Annotated in this window: 22 protein-coding genes; 12 read left to right on the top strand and 10 right to left on the bottom strand. The window is 73.2% G+C overall.

The genetic code is table 11. The annotated features are described in order from the left end of the window. Positions 1 to 188: 188 nt before the first annotated feature. A complete protein-coding gene (locus BIV28_RS17485; RefSeq protein ID WP_076263807.1) occupies positions 189 to 1,121 on the bottom strand; it encodes an alpha/beta hydrolase in 933 nt (310 codons plus the stop codon). 284 nt (positions 1,122 to 1,405) lie between these two features. Further along, positions 1,406 to 1,969, bottom strand: coding sequence for a flavodoxin family protein (locus BIV28_RS17480; RefSeq protein WP_076263806.1), 564 nt, complete (start codon positions 1,967 to 1,969; stop codon positions 1,406 to 1,408). A gap of 221 nt (positions 1,970 to 2,190) precedes the next feature. Here BIV28_RS17480 and BIV28_RS17475 point away from each other — a divergent pair, with 221 nt between their 5' ends. Together BIV28_RS17475 and BIV28_RS17470 are read left to right on the top strand one after the other, a co-directional pair. Continuing rightward, positions 2,191 to 3,798 carry a DUF4389 domain-containing protein gene (locus BIV28_RS17475; RefSeq protein ID WP_207556069.1) on the top strand — a complete coding sequence of 536 codons (1,608 nt, stop codon included), beginning with the start codon at positions 2,191 to 2,193 and terminating at the stop codon, positions 3,796 to 3,798. Between the two features lie 36 nt (positions 3,799 to 3,834). Beyond that, a complete protein-coding gene (locus BIV28_RS17470) occupies positions 3,835 to 4,296 on the top strand; it encodes a hypothetical protein (RefSeq protein ID WP_076263804.1) in 462 nt (153 codons plus the stop codon). 18 nt (positions 4,297 to 4,314) lie between these two features. On the opposite strand, the gene BIV28_RS17465 is transcribed toward BIV28_RS17470, so the two are convergent. Then, a complete protein-coding gene (locus BIV28_RS17465) occupies positions 4,315 to 6,519 on the bottom strand; it encodes an ATP-dependent DNA ligase (protein ID WP_083707472.1) in 2,205 nt (734 codons plus the stop codon). A 106-nt stretch (positions 6,520 to 6,625) separates the two neighbouring features. On the opposite strand from BIV28_RS17465, the gene BIV28_RS17460 reads away from it, so the two are divergent. From BIV28_RS17460 to ptsP, 6 genes are all read left to right on the top strand, one after another. Further along, positions 6,626 to 7,012: a VOC family protein gene (locus BIV28_RS17460; RefSeq protein ID WP_076263803.1), complete on the top strand. Its 387-nt coding sequence runs from the start codon at positions 6,626 to 6,628 to the stop codon at positions 7,010 to 7,012. 260 nt (positions 7,013 to 7,272) lie between these two features. Continuing rightward, complete coding sequence (locus BIV28_RS17455; protein WP_076263802.1) at positions 7,273 to 8,034, top strand: DeoR/GlpR family DNA-binding transcription regulator; 762 nt, start codon at positions 7,273 to 7,275, stop codon at positions 8,032 to 8,034. Then, the gene (pfkB, locus tag BIV28_RS17450) at positions 8,031 to 8,990 is read left to right on the top strand and encodes a 1-phosphofructokinase (RefSeq protein WP_076263801.1); all 960 of its coding nucleotides are present in this window, start codon (positions 8,031 to 8,033) and stop codon (positions 8,988 to 8,990) included. Before BIV28_RS17455 ends, pfkB begins: the two co-directional genes overlap by 4 nt. A gap of 17 nt (positions 8,991 to 9,007) precedes the next feature. Beyond that, positions 9,008 to 11,113 (top strand): PTS fructose transporter subunit IIABC, encoded by a 2,106-nt coding sequence (locus tag BIV28_RS17445; RefSeq protein ID WP_076263800.1) that lies wholly within the window; start codon positions 9,008 to 9,010, stop codon positions 11,111 to 11,113. 74 nt (positions 11,114 to 11,187) lie between these two features. After that, entirely contained in the window at positions 11,188 to 11,454 is a 267-nt protein-coding gene (locus BIV28_RS17440; protein WP_076263799.1) for an HPr family phosphocarrier protein, read from the top strand. Between the two features lie 10 nt (positions 11,455 to 11,464). Beyond that, positions 11,465 to 13,147 carry a phosphoenolpyruvate--protein phosphotransferase gene (gene ptsP / locus BIV28_RS17435; protein ID WP_076263798.1) on the top strand — a complete coding sequence of 561 codons (1,683 nt, stop codon included), beginning with the start codon at positions 11,465 to 11,467 and terminating at the stop codon, positions 13,145 to 13,147. Between the two features lie 24 nt (positions 13,148 to 13,171). Here the strand turns inward: ptsP and BIV28_RS17430 are convergent, their stop codons facing one another. Together BIV28_RS17430 and BIV28_RS17425 are read right to left on the bottom strand one after the other, a co-directional pair. Beyond that, a complete protein-coding gene (locus tag BIV28_RS17430) occupies positions 13,172 to 13,573 on the bottom strand; it encodes a YccF domain-containing protein (protein WP_076263797.1) in 402 nt (133 codons plus the stop codon). A gap of 55 nt (positions 13,574 to 13,628) precedes the next feature. Beyond that, complete coding sequence (locus BIV28_RS17425) at positions 13,629 to 13,817, bottom strand: hypothetical protein (protein ID WP_076263796.1); 189 nt, start codon at positions 13,815 to 13,817, stop codon at positions 13,629 to 13,631. Between the two features lie 158 nt (positions 13,818 to 13,975). Here BIV28_RS17425 and BIV28_RS17420 point away from each other — a divergent pair, with 158 nt between their 5' ends. Next, positions 13,976 to 14,563, top strand: a complete 588-nt coding sequence (locus BIV28_RS17420) for a hypothetical protein (RefSeq protein ID WP_207556068.1) — start codon at positions 13,976 to 13,978, stop codon at positions 14,561 to 14,563. A gap of 21 nt (positions 14,564 to 14,584) precedes the next feature. Here the strand turns inward: BIV28_RS17420 and BIV28_RS17415 are convergent, their stop codons facing one another. After that, positions 14,585 to 15,298, bottom strand: a complete 714-nt coding sequence (locus BIV28_RS17415; protein WP_076263794.1) for a hypothetical protein — start codon at positions 15,296 to 15,298, stop codon at positions 14,585 to 14,587. Positions 15,299 to 15,382: 84 nt separating this feature from the next. On the opposite strand from BIV28_RS17415, the gene BIV28_RS17410 reads away from it, so the two are divergent. Further along, positions 15,383 to 16,546 (top strand): baeRF2 domain-containing protein, encoded by a 1,164-nt coding sequence (locus tag BIV28_RS17410; protein ID WP_207556067.1) that lies wholly within the window; start codon positions 15,383 to 15,385, stop codon positions 16,544 to 16,546. Positions 16,547 to 16,643: 97 nt separating this feature from the next. Here BIV28_RS17410 and rocD read toward each other — a convergent pair whose 3' ends face one another. Further along, positions 16,644 to 17,918, bottom strand: a complete 1,275-nt coding sequence (gene rocD, locus BIV28_RS17405) for an ornithine--oxo-acid transaminase (RefSeq protein WP_076263792.1) — start codon at positions 17,916 to 17,918, stop codon at positions 16,644 to 16,646. 198 nt (positions 17,919 to 18,116) lie between these two features. On the opposite strand from rocD, the gene BIV28_RS17400 reads away from it, so the two are divergent. Together BIV28_RS17400 and BIV28_RS17395 are read left to right on the top strand one after the other, a co-directional pair. After that, positions 18,117 to 19,559: a cyclic 2,3-diphosphoglycerate synthase gene (locus tag BIV28_RS17400; RefSeq protein ID WP_242653114.1), complete on the top strand. Its 1,443-nt coding sequence runs from the start codon at positions 18,117 to 18,119 to the stop codon at positions 19,557 to 19,559. Positions 19,560 to 19,573: 14 nt separating this feature from the next. Beyond that, positions 19,574 to 20,236: an SRPBCC family protein gene (locus BIV28_RS17395; RefSeq protein ID WP_242653113.1), complete on the top strand. Its 663-nt coding sequence runs from the start codon at positions 19,574 to 19,576 to the stop codon at positions 20,234 to 20,236. 14 nt (positions 20,237 to 20,250) lie between these two features. Here the strand turns inward: BIV28_RS17395 and BIV28_RS17390 are convergent, their stop codons facing one another. From BIV28_RS17390 to BIV28_RS17380, 3 genes are all read right to left on the bottom strand, one after another. Next, entirely contained in the window at positions 20,251 to 20,604 is a 354-nt protein-coding gene (locus BIV28_RS17390) for a YciI family protein (RefSeq protein ID WP_076263791.1), read from the bottom strand. A gap of 122 nt (positions 20,605 to 20,726) precedes the next feature. Continuing rightward, on the bottom strand, positions 20,727 to 21,455 hold the full coding sequence (locus BIV28_RS17385; RefSeq protein ID WP_076263790.1) for a dienelactone hydrolase family protein: 729 nt from the start codon (positions 21,453 to 21,455) through the stop codon (positions 20,727 to 20,729). A gap of 40 nt (positions 21,456 to 21,495) precedes the next feature. Next, positions 21,496 to 21,990 carry a hypothetical protein gene (locus BIV28_RS17380; RefSeq protein WP_076263789.1) on the bottom strand — a complete coding sequence of 165 codons (495 nt, stop codon included), beginning with the start codon at positions 21,988 to 21,990 and terminating at the stop codon, positions 21,496 to 21,498. Between the last annotated feature and the right edge of the window lie 160 nt (positions 21,991 to 22,150).

Raw genomic sequence — 22,150 nt, 5'->3', positions numbered from 1 at the left:
AGTGCTCCGAAGATCTCGCGCCGGGCATCGACGCTCGGACTCCGCCCGGCGACAGCGGTTTCCTTGACGTGCGGTTGGCGCGACGTCGACGACCGCCGGACCGTGCAGGCGGACCTCGTCGCCCGCCGTGTGGTGGCGACTCCCCGATCTGACGACGGTAGCGGCAGCGCACCCGTCCTGCACAGGGCTCAGGCGGGGAGGTGGGCGTCGATCCAGTCGGCGATCTCGGTCTCGACCTCGTCGCGGTTCGTCTCGTTGAGGATCTCGTGCCGGGCACCGGGCCAGATCGTCACGGTGACGTCCTCGACGCCGACCCGGCGCAGCTGGTCGGCGACCTCCTGCACGCCCTTGCCCTTGTTGCCGACCGGGTCCATCGACCCGGCGGCGAGGTGGACGGGCAGCGACTTGGGGATGCGCGAGGCGACCCGGTCGGTGTTGACGGCGGCGAGGCCCTTGAGCAGGTCGACGAAGCCGCCGGCCGTGAAGACGAACCCGCAGTCGGGGTCGGCGACGTACTTGTCGACCTCGGCCGGGTCGCGCGAGAGCCAGTCGAACTCGGTGCGCGTCGGCTTGAACGCCGCGTTGTACTGCCCGAAGGTCAGCGAGTTCATGAGGCCGCTCGCGTGCTCGTGGCCGCGGACCCGCGCCTGGGCGGTCGCGACGAGCACGCCGACGTTGCCGAGCGGTCCGGCGCTGCCGGCGGTGCCCGACAGCACGAGCCCGGCGAGCGACGCGCCGTGCTGCGCGGCGTAGGACCGGGCCAGGAAGCTGCCCATGCTGTGCCCGACGAGGAAGACCGGCAGGCCGGGGTGCTCCTCGCGCGCGTGGTCGGTGACGGCGCGGAGGTCGTCGACGACGGTCTGCCACCCCTCGTCGGCCGCGAAGAGGCCGCGGGTGCCGGACGTGCGCCCGTGCCCGCGGTGGTCCGACGCGTAGACCGCGTACCCGCGGCCGGTCAGCCGCTCGGCGAACCGGGCGTAGCGCGACGAGTGCTCGGCCATGCCGTGCGAGATCTGGACGACGCCCCTGATCTGGCCACCGTCCCGCCCGTCGGGCAGCCAGCGGTTGACGAACACCTCGGTGCCGTCGGGCGTGGTCAGCGTGAACGTGCTGCTCTGCATTGTGGTCCTCGCTCGTCGGTGGGCGCTGCCGGAACTGTATGACGCCGGCCGGGGCGCTGCGCGGTGGTTACCGCAAGGTTTCCGCAAGAGGAGCCAAGCCTTCCTGCAAGGAACACCTATTCGGGACGAATCGGCGTGTCTTCCCACCTTCAATGAAGGAAGTCGGAAGAATTCGTGACGACGCAAAGACTTCGGCGGTTGGCCCGATGTGGTACGTGAACCGCCACCGGGGCCCGGACTCGCACCGCGAGCCGGGCCCCATTATTTCGCCCCGACGTGCCTCGTCACGCGGGGACGAGCAGGGTCGCGAGGAAGCCGCCCCAGGCCCGGGCGCGCACGAGCTCGTCGTGCGACAGGGGCCCCGGGACGCCGCCGACCCAGAAGCTCTGGCCACGCTCGGCCCGACGGAATCCCTGGTGTCGCAGGGCGATCGCGGCCTGCTTGGCGGCAGAGCCGGGCATCATCCGGACGTGCACGCGGGTGTCGAACGTGAAGACCTTGAGGTCCTCGCTCGGGACGAGGTCCTGGATCCACTCGCGGATGCCGCGCCGCACCGGGCCCCACGCGCCCTGGCGGGCGGCGTCGGCGCGCGTCGAGTCGCGGGACATGGAGAACGCGTGGGTCGGGCCGCCGACGAGGAGCAGTTGCACGTCGTCGGGGACGGTGCTCGGCGCCTGCGTCACGGGAAGGACGCAGACCGAGGTGGGGTGGCCGCCCGGATCTGGGGACGTGGTGCCGGGTGGGCTGCCGGGCGGCGCACCGCGTGGGTGGGAGATCCCGTCGGCGATGGCCTCGGCGATCGCGGCGGTGTTGCCGAACATGGACTCGTAGACGATGAGGATGCTCATGGGCTCTGCCTCCGTGACCATCGTCCCGCCGCCGGCAGGGCCCGCCCGCGGAAGGTGACCGACGAGACGCGGCGACGCCACGACCGCGCGACCCACATCGCCGGAAACCTCGCAGGCCGGGCGGCCGACACCGGTTCGGGCGACTCCTCGGTCACATTCCCCGGACCGCCCGGCGAGACCGGCCTAGCGTCGAAGATGTAGAGCCGTCAATGGAGTTCGCCATGAGAACACGTCATGTCGTCATGTTGGTCATCGGCTGCCTGCTCCTGCTGCCGGGGCTGGGCCTGCTCATCGGCGGTGGTGCCATCGGGGTCTTCGAGGCGACGTCGCGGGACTCGGGCGGGTGGCACTCGGTGACCATCGACCGCCTCGCCTCCACCGGCGTCGCCGTGACCTCTCCGCAGTCGGTGGTGCGCCTCGACGGGCCGAGCACCGTCGTCGACCGCCTCGACCTGCAGCTGCGCATGTCCGTGACCCCTGCCGACGGGGTCAACCCCGTCTTCGTCGGCGTCGCCCCGGCGGCCGACCTCAACCAGTACCTCGCGGGCGCCGCCCACGACCAGGTCGTCCGGCTCGGCCCCAACGGCGTCGTCACCACCCAGGCGGTGCCCGGCAGCGGGTCGGTCCAACCGCCCGGCACCCAGACCTTCTGGGCCGCCAAGGCGTCGGGCACCGGCACGCAGACGCTCACCTGGACCGCCACCTCCGGCAGCTGGAGCATCGCGGTGCTCAACGCGTCCGGCCAGCCCGGGGTGACCACGACCGCGGTCGTCGGCGTCCGGTCCTCGGCGCTCGTCCCCGTCGCCATCGGGATGGCCGTCCTCGGCCTCGTGATGTTCGTCGCCGGCGTGCTCCTCGTCGTGGCGGGCGTGCGCGGCAGCGACCGTGACCGGAAGGGCCAGGGCGCGCCCCCGCCGACCGGCACCCCCGTGGCCATGGGCGCCGTCCCGGCCGACGCCGGTACCCCGGCGGAGGGCCTGCCGCCACCGGGCGCACCTCCCGGGGACGCCTACGTCGGGGTCGCGATGCCGACGCTCGAGCACCCCGTCGTGCTCGAGGCCCGGATCGCACCGGACCTGTCCCGCTGGATGTGGCTGGTCAAGTGGTTCCTCGCCATCCCGCACTTCCTCGTCCTGCTGGGGCTGTGGATCGCCTTCGGCGTGACGACGTTCTGCGCGTGGTTCGCGATCCTCTTCACCGGCCGCTACCCGCGCGGCCTCTTCGACTTCAACGTCGGGGTCATGCGCTGGAGCTGGCGGGTCATGCACTACTGCAGCACCGGCGGCCTCGGCACCGACCGGTACCCGGAGTTCTCGCTCGAGCCGCAGCCGGGCGACGACGCCCGTCTCGACATCGCCTACCCCGAGCGCCTCTCGCGCGGCCTGATCTTCGTCAAGTGGCTGCTCCTGCTGCCGCACTGGGTCGTGATCGCGCTCATCGCCGGGACGCAGTCGCACACGAACGAGAACGGTGTGCGGGTCGGCGGCTGGCCGGGGGTGCTCAGCATCCTCGTGTTCGTCGCCGGGCTCGTGCTGCTCTTCAGCGGGTCGATGCCGCGGGGCCTGTTCGACGTCGTGGTCGGCCTCAACCGCTGGGTGTACCGGGTCATGGCCTATGCCGCGCTCATGACCGACGTCTACCCGCCGTTCCGGTTCGACACCGGCGGGGCCGAGGCGCTGCCGCAGCCCCCGCCGCCGACCGGACCGCCCGCTGGCGCCGTCGCCCCACCCCCGCCGGACGCGTCCGCCGAGCCGGGTGAGGCGGGTGAGCCGGGTGAGCCGCAACCGGTCCGCCAGCCGGACCTCTGGCACCACACCCCGAGCGAGTGACCGGCCGGTCGACCGGCCGGCCGGGAAGGAGTCCCCATGTCCACCCAGCTGGATCCCCAGCACGGCGTCCACACCAAGCACGCGGCCCGCGCACCGACGCCGGCGTCGGTCGCCGGGGGCAACCTCGGCGCGGCCGTCGTCAACGGGATCATCTACTACCTGCTCAACGTCGCCCCGGGCTGGCAGGCGGTGCCGTTCCTCACCTCGGAGACGACGCTCGTCCTGCCGGCGGTCAACGCCGCGATCATCGCCTCGATCGTCGTCAACGTGCTCACGGCCTTCGTCCGGGCACCCCGGCTCAGGGCCCTCGGCGACGTCGTGACGATCGGGTTCGGCTTCGTCGCGCTGGTCCAGCTGTGGACGGTGTTCCCGTTCGACTACGGCCCCGAGTCGGCGTGGACCGTCGTCGCCCGGGTCCTGCTCGTCCTCGGCTTCGTCGGCAGCGGCTTCGGCCTGCTCTTCTCGCTCGGCCGGATCGCCACCGGCCGCCCCACCTGAGGGGCGGGGCAGTCCGGGTCAGTCGCCCTTGGCGGACAGCACGTCGGCGAGGTCGTAGCTGACCGGCTCCTCGAGCTGGGCGTACGTGCACGACTCGGGGTCGCGGTCGGGCCGCCACCGGACGAACTGCGCCGTGTGGCGGAACCGGTCGCCCTCCATGTGGTCGTAGCGCACCTCGACGACGCGCTCGGGCCGCAGCGGCACGAACGAGAGGTCCTTGCCGTTGTTCCACCGCGAGTACTCCGAGGACCGCGGGTTGCGCACGGGGTTGCCGTCGGCGTCCTCTTCCGGCGCCGCCCAGTTCCACGGGTGCTCGTCCCACTCGGCGACGAGCGGCTGCAGCTCGGTGAACAGCTCCTTGCGGCGGGCCATCGGGAACGCGCCGATGACCCCGACCGAGGCCAGCTTGCCGTCGGGGCCGTACAGGCCGAGCAGCAGCGAGCCGATGGCGTCGGGGCCGCTCTTGTGCACGCGGTAGCCCGCGACGACGCAGTCGGCGGTGCGCTCGTGCTTGATCTTGAACATGAGCCGCTTGTCCGGCTCGTAGTGCACGTCGACGGGCTTGGCGATGACGCCGTCGAGCCCGGCCCCCTCGAACTGGGTGAACCACCCGCGCGCCACGTCGGCGTCGGCGGTGGCGGGCGTCAGGTGCACGGGGGCCGACGCGTCGGCCAGCGCCTTCTCGAGCGCCGCCCGCCGTTCGCTGAACGGCCGGTCGACGTACGAGACGCCGTCGAGGGAGAGCAGGTCGAAGGCGACGAACGACGCCGGGGTCTCGGCGGCGAGCTTCTTGACGCGCGAGGCGGCCGGGTGGATGCGCTGCTGGAGCAGGTCGAAGTCGAGCCGGTCGCCGGACTCCGGTGACACCAGGACGATCTCGCCGTCGATGACCGCCTTGTCGGGGAAGTTGGCGAGCACGGCCTCGACGACGTCGGGGAAGTAGCGCGTCATCGGCTTCTCGTTGCGCGAGCCGATCTCGACGAGGCCGCCGGCGCGGTAGATGATCGAGCGGAAGCCGTCCCACTTCGGCTCGTAGAGCACGTCGGCCTTGACGGCCGAGAAGTCCTTGACCGGCTTGGCGAGCATCGGCGGCACCGGCGGCACGACCTCGCCCCAGACCTCGCGCAGCTCGGCGTCGCGCTCGGCCTTCGGGGCCATGTACTCGGCGTCGGACTTGTCCTGCCGGCGCTTGCTCGGTTGCACGCGCGGCGGCTCACCGGGCATCTTCGGGTAGTCGGGCGGGAAGTTCAGCTCGCCGAGGCCGCGCTCGTGGACGTCCTTGTCCCAGAGGGCGATCGAGGCCGCGACGTCACCAATCGCGTCGTCCATGCCCGCCCACGCGTGCCCGCGCGACGCCACCAGCTCGGGCACCGTGCGCAGCGTCAGAGCCTTGGGGTCGGCGTCGCGCAGCTCGTCCCATGTCAGCGGCGTGGACACGGGAGCGCCGGGCAGCGGACGCGGCGAGTAGGCCGAGGCGATGGTGCGGTCGCGGCAGGCCTGGTTGAAGTCGACGAAGACGCGCTCGCCGCGCTCCTCCTTCCACCACGACGTGGTGACGAGGTCGGGCAGGCGCCGCTCGAGCTCGCGGGCGATGCCGATGACGCCGTGGCGCACGTCGAGGAACTCGTGCGTCGGCGCCACCCGGGCGTACACGTGCACGCCGCGGTTGCCGGACGTCTTGGCCCAGGCGGTCAGGCCGATCTCGGCCATGACCTCGCGCAGCGCGAACGCCGCCTCGACCGCGTCGGCGAACCCGCGGCCCGGCTGGGGGTCGAGGTCGATGCGCAGCTCGTCGGGGTTGTCGATCGTGCCGGTGCGCACCGGCCACGGGTGGAAGGTGATGGTGTTCATCTGCGCGGCCCAGACGGCCGTGGCCACCTCGTCGACGACGAGCTGCGGGTGGCGTCGCCCCGACGGGTACGTGCACATGACGGTGCGCACCCAGTCGGGCACGCCCTTGGGCGGGTTCTTGGAGAAGAACTCCTCGCCCTCGATGCCCTCCGGGAACCGCTGGAGGGTCACGGGCCGGTCGCCGAGCGCGTGCAGCAGCGGGTCGGCCACGGCGACAAGGTATTCGGCCATGTCGAGCTTGGTGACCGGCTTGCCGTCGGCCATCCCCGACGCCGGCCACAGCACGCGGTCCGGGCTCGAGACGCGCACCTCCCGCACCCCGGACGGATCGACAGGGCTGGGAGCGGACACGACGACGGGCTTGGCGCTCACCCGGCGATCGTAACGACGCGCACCGTCACGAGGCCGTCAACCAAGCCCCCACACCGCCGCGTCGAGGAGTTCACTGGGAGGACGACCACGACGAGAGGGGACCCCGGTGCTCGAGAACTCCAAGGCGTTCAGCGGCTTCGCCGTCAAGGACGTCGACGCGGCCCGCGCCTTCTACTCCGACACGCTCGGCCTGCGCGTCACCGAGGAGAATGGCATGCTGACGCTGCACCTCGCGGGCGACCGCCCGGTGCTCGTCTACCCGAAGCCGGACCACACCCCGGCCACGTACACGATCCTCAACTTCCCGGTCGACGACATCGAGTCCGCCGTCGCCGACCTCACGTCCCGGGGTGTCACCTTCGAGCGCTACGAGGGCACGCCCACCGAGACCGACGCGTCGGGGATCTTCCGCCAGGGCGGCCCGCTCATCGCCTGGTTCACCGACCCGTCGGGCAACGTCCTGTCGGTGCTCGAGGCGCCGGGACCGAGCTGACCGAGCTGACCGACCCCGCCCGTTCGCCGCGCAACCCACCCGGGCGGGCGATGATGTCTGCCCGTTTCGACCCGTTTCGTTCACGGGACAGTGGTTGCGAAGCGCTTCTGCGCCCCGACTTCCACAAATACGGGTGCCCGAATCTCTTTACTTGAGTCCGCTTCGGTGGTTCCATGAAGGGAGCGGGCCACGACGGGCCCACCCGCCGGACGGCACCGAACCGGCAGCGAACAGCAGGCACGACAGGACGAAGGGGTCCGATGTACGCAGCGGAGCGGCAGCAGCGCATCATGAGCGAGGCGCGTCAGGCCGGCCGGGTCGAGGTCACGGCGCTCGCCGACTCCCTCGGGGTCGCCGCCGAGACCATCCGCCGCGACCTGTCCGCCCTCGAGCGCCGCGGCTCCCTGCGGCGGGTCCACGGCGGTGCGATCCCCGTGGAGCGCCTCGAGGTCGAGCCCAACCTCGCCACCCGCTTCGGCCGGCTCGCCGACGTCAAGCGCCGCATCGCGGCCCGCGCCCTCGAGCACGTGCCCGCCGGCGGCAGCATCGTCCTCGACTCCGGCACGACGACCCAGGCGCTCGCCGAGCTGCTCCCGGCCGACGCCGAGCTGACCGTCGTCACCAACAGCGTCCAGATCGCCGGCATCCTCTGCGGCCGCCCCGGCATCTCGCTCTACGTGGTCGGCGGCACCGTCCGGCCCCTCACCGGCGCCTCCGTCGGCATCTGGGCGGTCAACGCCCTGCGCGACGTCGTCGTCGACGTCGCCTTCGTCGGCACCAACGGCCTGTCCGTCGCGCGCGGCCTCACGACGCCCGACCAGTCCGAGGGCGTCGTCAAGACCGCGATGGTCGCCGCGGGGCGCACCGCCGTCGTCCTCGCCGACTCGAGCAAGGCGGGCGATGACCACCTGCACCGCTTCGCCGGCCTCGACGAGGTCGACGTGCTCGTCACCGACACCGACCTTCCCGACGACGTCGCGGCCGACATCCGGGCCGCCGGACCCGAGGTGGTGACCGCATGATCGTCACGCTCACGCCGAATCCCAGCGTCGACCGCGCCGTCGTCATCGACGCGCTGCGCCGCGGCGAGGTGCACCGCGCCACCGAGAGCCGGATCGACCCGGGCGGCAAGGGAGTCAACGTCTCCCGCGCCCTCGCGGCCAACGCCGGCAAGACCGTCGCGGTGCTGCCCGTCGGGGGCCCCGAGGGCCACCTGCTCGAGGAGCTGCTCGACGCCGCGTGCGTGCCGCGGTGCAGCGTGCCCGTCACCGGCAGCGCCCGCATGAACATCAGCGTCCTCGAGCCCGACGGCACGACGACCAAGCTCAACGAGCCCGGCCCGACCCTCTCGACCGCCGAGGTCGACGCCCTCCTGTCCGCGACCGTCGGCCTCGCCGCCGACCCGGCCGCGCACACCGACTGGGTCGTCGGGTGCGGCAGCCTGCCGCCCGGCGCCCCGGCCGACCTCTACGCAACGCTCGTCCGACGCGTCCGCGACCTCGGCGTCCGCGTCGCGGTCGACTCCTCGGGAGCCCCGATGGCGCACGCCGTCGCGGCCCGCCCGAGCCTCATCAAGCCCAACCACGAGGAGCTCGCCGAGGTGGTGGGGCACGACCTGCCCACCCTCGGCGACGTCCACGCCGCCGCCCTCGACCTCGTCACGAACGGGATCGAGTGCGTCGCGGTGAGCCTCGGCGGCGACGGCGCGCTCCTCGTCACCGCCGACGGGGCCGCCCACGCCCGCGCGACGATCACCGCCCCGCTGTCCACCGTCGGGGCCGGCGACTGCATGCTCGCCGGCCTCCTCCACGGCCTGTCCACCGGACAGGCCCCCGAGGACGCCCTCACCACCGGGGTCCTCTGGGGCGCCGCGGCCGTGACGCTGCCCGGCAGCCGCGTCCCCACCCCCGCCGACCTCCTCGGCATCCCCGTCGACAGCACCGACACCCCTGATTTCACCTGGCGCCTCGCCGGCTGAACCGAAAGGAAACCCGCATGTCCCTCATCACCGAAGAGCAGGTCGTCCTCGACCTCGCCGGTGCCGACCGTCACGAGGCGACGCGCACGCTCGGCGAGCGCCTCGTCGCGACCGGCCGCTGCACCGACCTCGACCAGTTCCTCGCGGACGTCCGCACCCGCGAGGAGACGATGGCCACGGGTCTGCCCGGCGGCATCGGCATCCCGCACGCCCGCAGCGCCGCCATCACCGAGCCCTCGCTCGTGTTCGGCCGCACCAGCGGCATCGACTGGGGCGCCAAGGACGGCCCGGCCCGCCTCGTGTTCCTCATCGCGGCCCCCGAGGGCGGCGGCGACGCGCACATGCAGATGCTGCCGAAGCTCGCCCGGGCCCTCATGAAGCAGGACTTCAAGGACGCGCTCCTCGCCGCGACGACCGAGTCCGAGGTCGTGCGGATCGTCAGCCAGGAGGTCGCCCTCGACGCCCCGGCCGGCGCCACGGCAGCAGCCGGTGCGTCCGGCGCGGCGGGTGCGGCGTCGGCCACCGCGGGCAGCGACGCCACCGGTGCCGCGTCGGGCTCGGTCGCCACGGCGACCCGCGAGCGCCGCGCGCTCAACCTCGTCGGCGTCACCTCGTGCCCCACCGGCATCGCCCACACGTACATGGCGGCCGAGGGCCTCGAGAACGCGGCGAAGGCCGCCGGCCACACGATGCTCGTCGAGACGCAGGGCTCGGCCGGCTCCAAGCCGCTCAGCGCGGCGCAGATCGCCGCTGCCGACGCCGTCATCTTCGCCCACGACCTCCCGGTCAAGGACGCCGGACGCTTCGCGGGCAAGCCGCTCGTCGACGTCGGCGTCAAGAAGGGCATCTCCGACGGCCCGGCCCTCGTGTCGCAGGCCGAGCAGCTCGTCGCCGAGTGGGACGCCGACCCGAGCAAGCGCGAGGCCGCTGCCGCCGCTGCCGCCACGGCCGGCGCGTCCGGCGGGCTCACCTCGAAGGTCGAGGAGGGCGCGAGCACCGCCACGAAGGTCCGCCAGTGGCTGATGACCGGTGTGTCCTACATGATCCCGTTCGTCGCGGCCGGTGGCATCCTCATCGCGCTCGGCTTCATGCTCTCCACGGTTGCCCTCGGCGACCAGGGCCCGATCGAGATCGTCAAGTACAACCTCAAGCCCGGCGACCCGCTCAACATCGCCGAGACGTTCAGCATCACCAGCCTGACGTCGTGGGCCGCGCTCCTCTTCGTCATCGGCGGCGCCGCGTTCGGCTTCCTCGTGCCGATCCTCTCCGGCTTCATCGCCTTCGCCATCGCCGACCGGCCCGGCCTCGTGCCCGGCATCGTCGGCGGCTCGGTGGCCGCGACGATGGGTGCCGGCTTCCTCGGCGGCATCGTCACCGGCGTGCTCGGCGGCCTCGTCGCCCGGTGGGTCTCGGGCTGGAACGTCGCCAAGGGGGTCAGGGGCGTCATGCCGGTCGTGGTCATCCCGTTGCTGTCCTCGTTCATCACCATCGGCCTGTTCATCGTCGTTCTCGGCAGGCCGATCGCCCGCCTCACAGCTGATCTCAACAGCTGGCTCACCGGCATGACCGGCGCGAGCGCCCTGGTCCTCGGCGCCATCCTCGGGGCGATGATGGGCTTCGACCTCGGCGGCCCGGTCAACAAGGTGGCCTACGCCTTCGCGACCACGGGCCTCGCCGCGGCCGGTGCCTCCACCGAGGCGCCGCAGCTGAAGATCATGGCCGCCGTCATGGCCGCCGGCATGGTCGCCCCGCTGTCGATGGCGCTCGCCACGACGCTGCGCCCGAAGCTCTTCTCCGAGCCCGAGCGTGAGAACGGCAAGGCCGCCTGGCTGCTCGGTCTGTCGTTCATCTCCGAGGGCGCTATCCCGTTCGCGGCCGCCGACCCGGTGCGCGTCATCGCCAGCTCGGTCATCGGCTCGGCCGTCACCGGATCGCTCGTCATGATCTTCGGCGCGACGCTCCGGGCCCCCCACGGAGGCATCTGGGTGCTGCCGCTCATCGGCAACTTCCTCCTCTTCCTCCTCGCCCTGGTCATCGGCATCGTGGTGATGACCGGCATCTTCATCGCCCTGCGCTCCCGCGAAGCGAACCTTGCGCAGGTCGAGGCCACCGCTACCGTCTGAAGTCCCGACTGAAGTCCTGACTGAGTTCCCGACCGACGTTCCCGACCAACGTTCCCGACCAGAAGGAGCAGTCCATGCCCAGCCGTACCGTCACCATCGCCTCGTCCGTGGGCCTGCACGCCCGGCCCGCCGCGCTCTTCGTGGAGGCCGCGAGCAACAGCGGCCTCGACGTCGAGATCGCCCGGCCGGGCCAGGACCCCGTCGACGCGACGAGCATCCTCGGCGTCATGGCCCTCGGGGCCAAGCACGGCGAGGAGGTCGTGCTCACCGCCGACGGCGACGGTGCCGACGCGACGCTGGACCAGCTGGTGGACCTGCTCTCGCAGGACCTCGACGCCTGAGGAGGCACTGATGCCCGCCGAGACGACGATCCACGGCATCGGCGTCAGCCCCGGCACGGCGTACGGACCGGTGGTGCAGGTCGCACCACCGGTCCCGCCGCCGTCGAACGAGGCTGCACCGGAGGACCCCGAGGCCGCCCTGGCCGACGTCAAGGCGGCGTTCGAGGCGGTGGCGGTCTCGCTCGAGGAGCGGGCTGCCCACGCCGACGACACCGCGCAGCAGATCCTCAAGGCCACCGCGCTCATCGCCCGCGACAAGGGCCTGGTCAAGGCGGCCGACAAGCTGCTCGCCGCGGGGCAGGGCCGGGCCACGGCGATCACCCACGCCGTCGAGGAGTACGCCGCGCAGTTCGAGGCCCTCGGCGGGTACTTCGCCGAACGCGTCACCGACCTGCGCGACGTCGGCTCGCGGGCCGTGGCCGCCGTGCTCGGGGTGCCGGCGCCGGGCGTACCCGACCTCACCGAGCCGTGCGTCCTCGTGGCGCACGACCTCGCCCCGGCCGAGACGGCCACCCTCAACCGGGCGCTCGTCGTCGGCATCATCACCCAGGGCGGCGGCCGCACGAGCCACACCGCGATCCTTGCCGCCCAGATGGGCATCCCCGCCGTCGTCCAGCTGCACGGCGCCATGGACATCGCCCCCGGCACGCCCGTCGCGCTCGACGGCGACTCCGGCGAGGTCAGTGTCGACCCCGACCCGGAGGTCGTCCAGGAGCAGGGCCGCCGCCGGCAGCGTCGGGCCGACGCCCTCGCGCACCTGTCGGGTCCCGGACGCACGTCCGACGGTGCCCCGGTGGCGCTGCTCGCCAACATCGGCGGCGTCGAGGATGCCGAGGCCGCAGGGCCGCTCGACCTCGAGGGCGTCGGCCTGTTCCGCACCGAGTTCGTCTTCCTCTCGGCCGACAAGGCGCCCACCGTCGAGGAGCAGGCCGACATCTACCGACGCGTCATGGCGCCCTTCGGGGACCGACGCGTCGTCGTCCGGACGCTCGACGCCGGCGCCGACAAGCCGCTCGCCTTCGCCGACCTCGGGCCGGAGGAGAACCCGGCGCTCGGGCGTCGCGGCCTGCGGCTGTCGGCCGAGCGGCCCGAGCTGCTCGACGCCCAGCTCGAGGCGCTCGCCATCGCCGCCCGCGACACCGGCGCCGACGTGCGGGTCATGGCCCCGATGGTCGCGACGGTCGAGGAGGCGGCCTGGTTCGCGCGGCGGGTCCGCGAGAACGGGCTGCCCAAGGCCGGCGTCATGATCGAGGTGCCGGGCGCCGCGCTGCGGGCCGGGCACGTGCTCGGCGAGGTCGACTTCGGCTCGCTCGGCACCAACGACCTCGCGCAGTACACGATGGCCGCCGACCGGATGCAGGGCGAGCTGTCCGACCTGCTCGACCCCTGGCAGCCCGCCGTCCTCGACGTCGTCGCGCTCGCGAGCGAGGGTGCCGCGACCGCCGGTCGGCCGATCGGCGTCTGTGGCGAGTCGGCCGGCGACCCGCTGCTCGCGCTCGTGCTCGTCGGGCTCGGCGTCTCGTCGCTGTCGATGGCGCCGAGCAAGGTGCCGATCGTGCGCCTGGCCCTGTCGCTGCACTCCGTCGCGCAGTGCCGTGGCCTCGCCGCCGCCGCCCGCGGTGCGCGCACCGCCTACGACGCCCTGCAGGCCGTCCGCGAGGCCGCCAACGACGAGCTCACCGACCTCCTCTGACGACGGAGCCCCGGCCCGTCCCGCTCAGCCGATGAGCGCGGGCTGGTCGGTCTCGTCGAGCCTGACGATCTGCTTGCCGAGCGGAGCCAGCGAGATCGGGATCATCTTGAAGTTGGCGATGCCGAACGGGATGCCGATGATCGTGACGCACAGGGCGAGGCCCGTGACGACGTGCGCGATCGCGAGCCAGATGCCGGCCAGGATCACCCAGACGACGTTGCCGAGGAACGACCCCACTCCCGCGGTGGGCTTGCTGACGACGGTGCGCCCGAACGGCCACAGCGCGTAGACCGCGATGCGGAACGACGCCACGCCCCACGGGATCGTGACGATCAGGATGCAGAGCAGGATGCCGGCCGCGACGTACCCGAGGAACAGCCAGAAGCCTGAGAGCACGACCCAGATGACGTTGAGCAGTGTCCGCATGGGGCCATCCAACCAGCGGTGGGTGCGGGTGGACGCGAACCGTGACGCGTCAGACTCACGGCCTCCGGCGGGGCCACAGGGCGAGGGCGATTCCACCGAGCGCGACCACCGGGCCGATCACCGCCCACAGGGTCACCCCCGACATGGCGCTCCCGCCCACGACACCCAGGCCCTGCAGCGTCCAGAGGACGCCGACGAGGAAGAGGAGCACGCCGAGCGCGATCAGGTAGGGCGACCGTTTCACCCTCCGAGTGTCGCACCCGCTGTGACGCGACTCGGCCCGAACCGCTGCCCGATGCGTCCCGCTCCGGCTAGCGTCCGGGCATGCGCATCGGTACGTGGAACGTCGCTGGTCGGTGGAGCTCCGCACACGCGCGGCTCGTGGCGGACGTCGGTGCCGACGTGTGGCTCCTGACCGAGGTGCCGCGTCACGCCGAGCTCACCGGCAGCGTCGTCGCCTTCACCGGGGCGGACATGGCACCTGAGCGGGCCTGGGCAGCCGTGGCGGTCCGGGCAGGCCTCGGGAACGTCGACCGGCATGCTGATCCCCACCCGGCATCCGTTCATGTGAGCGTCGACGACCTGCACGTGTGCAGCAGCGTCCTGCCCTGGCGGTCCGCCGGGGCCGCGTGGCCCGGAGACGGACACGATGTCGGATCCCGGACCGAGGCCGCCGTCGGACAGCTCCTTCGCGCTCTCCCGGCAGGGCGGACGGTGTGGGGAGGGGACTGGAACCACGCTCTCGAAGGTCCGGAGACGGCCGGCAGCGCAGCCGGCCGGACGGCGATCCGGACTGCGCTCGAGCAGCTTGACCTCCGGGCGGTGACGGCCGACGTCCCGCACCGGTTCGATGGCCTCAAGGGCATCGACCACATCGCCGTGCCCACGTCGGCGCCACCTGCCGAGCCGGCGCGACGCGTCGAGATGGCGACAGACGGCCGGCACCTGTCGGACCACGACGCCTATGTGACCGACATCGACTGGTCCTGACTCGGCCACTCGGCCCCGTCGTCAGGGGCGGGAGTCGGCGGCCTGCGGTGCGAGGGTGTCGGTGACGAGGTCGGCGAGGGCGTCGGGGGTCCAGGTCGGCGCGGACCCCGGGCGCGAGAGCAGGTAGTCGCAGATCTCCGGCGCGTCCCAGCCGTGCGACTCGGCCAGCCCGGTCGCGATGGTGCGCAGGTAGGCGTCGACCGGCGGGTTGAGCTCGACGGACGCGTGCTCCCACGACGCCGTGAACGTCACGACCGGCACGGCGTCGACCTCGCCGACGACGTGGAGCGTCTCGTAGCGCCCGGGCCCGAGCACGGCGGTGCGGCTCTCGCGGAACAGGTCGGCCAGCGGCAGGTCGCGACCGACGGGGCGCCGCATCTCCTGGCTCGCGACGTCGCTGAACTGCTCGCCGGTGACGAGGTAGGCCCGCGCCGCCACGCCTGACGCGGCACCGGCGTCCGGGCTCGCGTCGACGACGTCCACGCCCGACGCGTCGGGGTCGTAGAAGGCGATGCCGCCGCCCCACGTCGGGGAGTCCCACGCGAAGTACACCTGGCCCTCGAGCGTCAGCGGGACGTCGGCGAGCGGCTCGGACGCGTCGCGTGCGCCGGTGTACCCGCGGGCCGCGCCGGGCGGGCGGCCACCGGCGAGGTAGTGGGTGAAGCGGTCGCGCGAGAGGTTCGACCCGTACGCCGCGTACCAGACGTGGTCCATCACCTCCACCATGACAGACATGCGCGACGTCCGCCGACGGGGGCGTCGGACGCGCGCCGGAGTGGGTAGGAGACGAGGTGTCCCCCTGACCGAGATGTCCCAGACATGGAGGCGCACATGGACCTCGAGATGTTCCACGGGCTCGCAGAGGCCACCGGCCCGTTCGTGAGCGTGACGATCGACGTGACGAAGACCGACCCGGCCACCTCGGACGACCTCGACGCGCGATGGCGCGACATCGTGCGGCGGCTCGTCGCCGACGGTGCCCCGAGGGAGGTCGTCGACAGCCTCGAGGAGGCGGCGCTGGCACCGACGGGGCACGGCGGCCTCCGTGGCCGGCTGCTCGTCGCCAACGCCGACGGCCTGCTCGACGCCGTCGAGCTGCCCGTCCGGCCCCGCGAGGACGCGACGTGGGGCCCGATCCCGTCGCTCGTGCCGGCGGTGCGGGCGCTCGCGGGCACCCTGCCGCACGTCGTCGTCCGGCTCGACCGCTCCGGCGCCGACGTCGAGGTCGTGCCCGGCGTCGGCGAGCCCGAGACGACGTCGGTGGAGAGCGGCCACGACGAGATCCACCGGGCCGGGGCCCCGGCCACCGCCCAGCGCAAGTTCCAGGCGCGCGTCGAGGACTCGTGGGAGCGCAACGCGGCGGCCGTCGCCGAGCAGCTCGACCGGGTCGTGCGCGAGCACCGGCCCGAGGTCGTCGTCCTCATGGGCGACGAGCACGCGATGAGCTACCTGGAACACCACGCGAGCGACGCCCTGCGGTCGCGCATCGTCCGGCTGCGCACCGGCGGACGCGGCGAGGGCACCTCCGAGGTCGCCGAGCGGGAGGCCACCGAGTCGGTCCTCGCGGCGACCCGCGCGGCCGCCGAGGCCGACGTCGTCGGCCGGTTCGAGGAGCAGACCGGCCGCGCCCAGGCCGCCGCCGAGGGGCTCGAGCCCGTCGTCGAGGTGCTCCAGCGCGCCCAGGTCGACGAGGTGCTCCTCGTCGAGGGACGCGTGCACGACCACCCGCTGTGGGTCGGCTCGGGTCGCCTGCAGATCGGCTCCACTCGCGAGGAGGCATCGCTCGCCGGCGCGTCCGAGCCCGTGGAGGTGCCGGCCGACGCCGCGCTCGTGTGGGCGGCCGTCTGCTCCCGCGCCGGCGTGACGCTCGTCGACCCCGGCCAGGCCCATCCGGCCGACGGCGTCGGTGCCGTGCTGCGGTGGTCCGACGAGTCGACGCCGCGCTCGCGGTTCCCGAGCATGCCCGGCCACGGCGGGGAGTAGCCCGCACCTGCGAGGAAGTGCCCACTCGACCTGAGGGGAAGTGCCCACTCGGCCGGCTGGCTTGGTCGAGTGGGCACTTTGCCGCCCGGTCCCGGGCTCAGTGCAGGATGCGGGCGAAGGCGTCGACGAGCAGCTCGACGTCGCGCTCCTCCACGACGAGCGGGGGTGCGATGCGGACGGTCGAGCCGTGGGTGTCCTTGACGAGGACGCCCTGCTCGAGCATCCGCTCGCACACCTCGCGCCCGGTCATGAGGGCGGGGTCGACGTCGACGCCGGCCCACAGCCCGCGCACGCGGACCGCGTCGACGCCGTGGCCGACGAGCGGCGCGAGCCCGTCGGCGAGCACCTCGCCGAGCCACGTCGCCCGCTCCTGGTACTCCCCGGTCTCGAGGAGCCCGACGACCGCGTGCCCGACCGCGGCCGCGAGCGGGTTGCCGCCGAAGGTCGAGCCGTGGCTGCCCGGCGTGAAGACGCCGAGGACGTCCGCGTCGCCGACGACCGCCGACACCGGCAGGATGCCGCCGCCGAGGGCCTTGCCGAGCACGTAGAGGTCGGGCACGACGCCCTCGAGGTCGCAGGCGAACGTCGTGCCGGTGCGGCCGAGCCCCGACTGGATCTCGTCGGCCACCATGAGGACCCGGCGCTCGCTCGTCAGGCGGCGCACGTCGCGCAGGTAGCCCTCGGGCGGGATGACGACGCCGCCCTCGCCCTGGACCGGCTCGAGCAGGACGGCCACGGTGTCGTCGGTCAGGGCCGCCTCGAGGGCCGCGGCGTCGCCGTACGGCACGAGGTCGAACCCGGGCGTGTACGGCCCGTAGTGGTCGTGGGCGACCGGGTCGTCGCTGAAGCTGACGATCGTCGTCGTGCGCCCGTGGAAGTTGCCTGCCATGACGACGATCCGTGCCCTGCCGTCGGGCACGCCCTTGACCTCGTAGCCCCACTTGCGGGCCGTCTTGATCGCCGTCTCGACCGCCTCCGCGCCGGTGTTCATCGGCAGCACGAGGTCCTTGCCGGCGAGGGCGGCGAGGTCGCGCGCGAAGGGGGCCAGCCGGTCGCTGTGGAAGGCGCGGCTCGTCAGCGTCAGCCGGTCGAGCTGGTCGCGGACCGCGCCCACGAGCACGGGGTGCAGGTGCCCGAAGTTCAGGGCCGAGTAGCCGGCCAGCGCGTCGAGGTAGCGGCGTCCGTCGACGTCGGTGACCCACGCGCCCTCGGCATGGGCGATGACGACGGGGAGCGGGTGGTAGTTGCGGGCCAGCCACTGCTCGGCGAGGGAGACGTGCTCGTGCGTCGCGGTCGCGCGGGGCGTGGCGCTCGAGTCGCTCGTGCCGCTCGTACCGCTGGGGTGGCCGTCACGGTCGGTCGTCGTGCTCACCCCTCGATCGTCGCACCGTCCGGCCCGGCCGTCAGGCGGTCGTGCCGCACACCACGTGCCGCTCGCGGTGAGACTGGTCTCGTCCGCCTGACGCGTCGCCGGCCCGGTGCCACCATGGGAGTGGCGGGTCCCGCAGCCAGGACTACCCGCTCCAGGGTGTGTCGGTTCCGGCGGTCGACCTCAGCCGCGGAGTTGGCCATGAGCACCACCGGACCCCTCGCCCCCAGCCCGGACGCCACGGACGGTTCACGCCGGGCCCCCGGGACCGCGCCGCGACGCGTCGTCATCCTCGGCGCCGCCGGTCGCGACTTCCACGACTTCAACGTCACCTTCCGCGACGACCCCGCCTACGAGGTCGTCGCCTTCACCGCGACGCAGATCCCCGACATCGACGGACGCCGCTACCCGCCCGAGCTGGCGGGTTCGCTCTACCCGCAAGGGATCCCGATCGTCGACGAGGCGCAGCTGACCGACCTCGTGACCCGCGAGCACGTCGACGTCGTGGCCTTCGCCTACTCCGACGTGCCGCACGAGCGGGTCATGCACCTCGCCTCTGAGGCGATCGCGGCGGGGGCCGACTTCTGGCTCCGCGGCGCCCGGCAGACGATGCTCCGCAGCAGCAAGCCGGTCGTCGCCGTCACCGCGGTGCGCACCGGCGTCGGCAAGAGCCAGACGACCCGCTACCTGAGCCGGCTGATGCGGCGCACCGGGCTGCGCGTCGTCGCGGTGCGCCACCCGATGCCGTATGGCGACCTCGCGAAGCAGGCCTGCCAGCGGTTCGCCACCTACGCCGACCTCGACCGCCACGAGTGCACCATCGAGGAGCGCGAGGAGTACGAGCCGCACCTCGACAACGGGTGCGTCGTGTACGCCGGCGTCGACTACGAGCAGATCCTGCGCGAGGCCGAGCAGGAGGCCGACGTCATCCTCTGGGACGGCGGCAACAACGACCTGCCGTTCTACGAGCCCGACCTGCACATCGTCCTGGCCGACCCGCTGCGCCCCGGCGACGAGACGCGCTACCACCCCGGCGAGGCCAACGTCCGGATGGCCGACGTCGTCCTCGTCAACAAGTGCGACTCGGCCCGGCCCGACGACATCGAGGCCGTCGTCGCCGACTGCCTGCGGCTCAACCCCAATGCGCGGATCGTGTTGGCGGACAGCCCGGTCCGCGTCGACGACGAGGACCTCGTGCGCGGTCACCGGGTCGTCGTCGTCGAGGACGGGCCGACCCTGACCCACGGGTCGATGACCTACGGCGCCGGCGTCGTCGGGGCCCGGCAGGCGGGCGCGGCCGCCATCGTCAACCCGACGCCGTACGCCGTCGGCTCCATCGCCGCCACGTTCGAGCGCTACCCCAACGCGCGCGGCATCCTGCCCGCGATGGGCTACGGCGCCACCCAGGTGCGCGACCTCGAGGCGTCGATCGAGGCCGTCGCCGACGCCGGCATGTGCGACGCCGTCGTGGCCGGCACGCCCATCGACCTGACCCGTGTGCTCGAGGTCGGCGTGCCGATCGTCCGGGCCCGGTACGAGCTGCGCGAGCGCACGCCCGGCCAGCTCGACGCGGCCGTGCGCGAGGCGCTGGACCGGCGGGACGAGTCCGGTGTCGCCACCGACCCGCACCTCGCGACGACGTGACGAAGGAGGACCCCGTGAACCCGATCAGGTGGGACGTGCACCCGATGCGCCGAGCGGCCCTGCTCGGGGCGCTCGCGACCGCGGTCGCCTTCTCCGCGTGGACGTTCCGGTGGGCGTACCTGCGCTACGGGTCGACGACGGGGGAGACGCTCGACGCGCTGCCGGGCGACGAGCTGATCCCCGACGCCTCGCTCGTGGCGACGCGGGCCGTGACCATCGACGCGCCGCCCGAGCAGGTGTGGCCGTGGGTCGCCCAGCTGGGGCAGGAGCACGGCGGGTTCTACAGTTACGACTGGCTGGAGAACCTCGTGGGCTGCCGCGTCAGGAGCGCCGACCACGTGCACGAGGAGTGGCAGCACCCGCACCCGGGTGAGGATTTCCGGCTGCACCCGGAGCTCGCGCTGCGCGTCGCGTCGGTCGACGAGGGGCACGCGCTCGTCATCGACGGCCGGGCCCGCCAGGGCGAGCCGGGGCCGCCGTACGACTTCTCGTGGGCGTTCGTCGTGCGCAAGCACCCCGGTCTCACGACGCGGCTGCTCGTGCGCGAGCGGTACGGCTACACGACGCACGCCTCACGGGCGGTCTGCGAGCCGCTCGCCGCCGGCAGCGCGCTCATGACGCGCAAGATGCTGCTCGGCATCAAGGAGCGGGCCGAGGCGGCGGCGCTCGCCGCGTGATCGAGCGGACCCGGTCACTCGCCCTGGAAGGGGCGCACCTCCACCGGGGCGCCGCAGGCCTGCGAGCCGTCCTTGGCGACGGACAGGGCGGCGTCGAGGTCGGGGGCCTCGATCACCCAGAAGCCGCCGAGCCACTCCCGGGCCTCGCTGAACGGCCCGTCGGTGACGGTGGCCGAGTCGGCGCCGGACGTGCCGTCGACGACCCTGGACTCGGAGCGGTCGACGAGGCCGCCGGCGAACACCCAGGCGCCGGAGGCCTGGAGCTTGCTGTTGAACGCGTCGACGTCGGCGTACATGCGCTCGATCTCGGCCTGGTCGGGCGTGACGTCGTCGGCGGTGTGGTGGACGGACAGCAGGTACTGCGTCATGGGAGTGCTCCTCGTGAGTGGTGGTCGTGGTGGGCGGTGTCGGCCGGTGCCGACTCACCCCCACGTCGAGCGGGGGTCGGCGGTTTCGACACGGCCATCGGGCCTTTCTCGGCGATCCTCCGTCAGTCGGTGGGCAGCTGCTCGGCGAGGAACTCCTCGGTGCGGGCCCAGGCCTCGCCCGACGCGCCGGCGTGGAACCACGGCATGTCGTCGTTGTCGAAGGCGTGGTCGGCGCCGGGGTGGGTGACGACGACGGTCTGCGGCTCCTTCCCGAGGGAGGCCTCGATGCGCCGGACGGTGTCGGTGTCGATGAAGGAGTCGGCGAGCCCGAAGTGGTGCAGGCTCGGCGCCGACACCGACATGACGTCGTGCAGCCCCGGCAGCGCCGAGCCGTAGTAGCTGACGAGTGCGTCCACCGGCGTCGCGCCCTCGGACTCCAGGTGGGCCGCGACGTTGAAGCCGAGCCCGCCGCCGAAGCAGAACCCGACGACACCGACGCCGCCGGTCACCTCGTCGCGGTCACGGAGCCACTCGACGGTGGCCGACGCGTCGAGCACGGCCTGCTGCCAGTCGAGGCGCTGCACGAGGCCCATGCCCTGCTGGAGGGCGTCCTCGCCCTCGACCGGGTCGGTGACCCCGAGCCGCCAGAAGATCTCGGGCGCCGCGACGACGTAGCCGAGCGCGGCGAGGTCGGTGGCGCGGCGGCGGACGTAGGCGCTGACGCCGAAGATCTCCTGGAGCAGGACGATGCCCGGTCCCTCGCCCGAGGGCGGGAGCCAGAGCCGGGTGGGCACGTCGCCGGTGTCGGTCGGGACGGTCACGTCGGTCGCGGTCGCGGCGGTGTCGGTCATGACCGCCATCCTCACCCACGCGAGGACGCCGCAGGGGGATTCAGCGTCGCCGGGCTGCCCGCAGCTCGACGAGCCGTGCCTCGTACCGGCGGACGCGGTCGGCGAGCCGGTCGTACTCGCGCTCGTGGCGCCGCAGCACCACGACGAGCCCGACGATGGCCAGCACCATGACGGCGCCGATCCCGACGAGGAGCAGCACCCCGGTCCGGTCCGAGGCGCGCCCCGTCGACAGGAGCACGAGCATCGCGACGAAGGCGAGGCCCACGACGGCGGCGAGCGCTCCGACGCGTCGGGATGCGCGGCGTCCCGACGCGGCCAGCTCGGCGAGCGCGAAGGCGCGCTCGTCGCGGGCGACCTCGCGGCACAGGTAGGTGGCGGCCGGGAAGCGGTGGGTGCGCACGCCCGGGTCGGGCCGGCCCACGAACGGACGGTGGTCCGACGGTCCGTCGGAGGTGTGCAGCGTGAACGGCCCGGCGTGGGTGCCGGTGTGGGTGCCGGTGTGGGTGCCGGTGCGGGGCACGGGGATGGCGGTCATGGTGCGTCCTTCGTCCGACGGTCGCCGGGTCCTGCTTGCAGGATGCTCCGGGCGACGGGATGGCGGTGGGGTTTTCGCGGAGGTGGTGCGCCCGCCGCGGCCGGTGTGGTGGCCGGCCGCGGCGGGGACGTCGGTGCTCGGTCGAGCTGTCGGTCGAGCT

Source organism: Intrasporangium flavum, assembly GCF_001956915.1.
Classification (GTDB): Bacteria; Actinomycetota; Actinomycetes; order Actinomycetales; family Dermatophilaceae; genus Monashia; species Monashia flava.
This window is presented reverse-complemented; position numbering and strand designations above follow the sequence as displayed.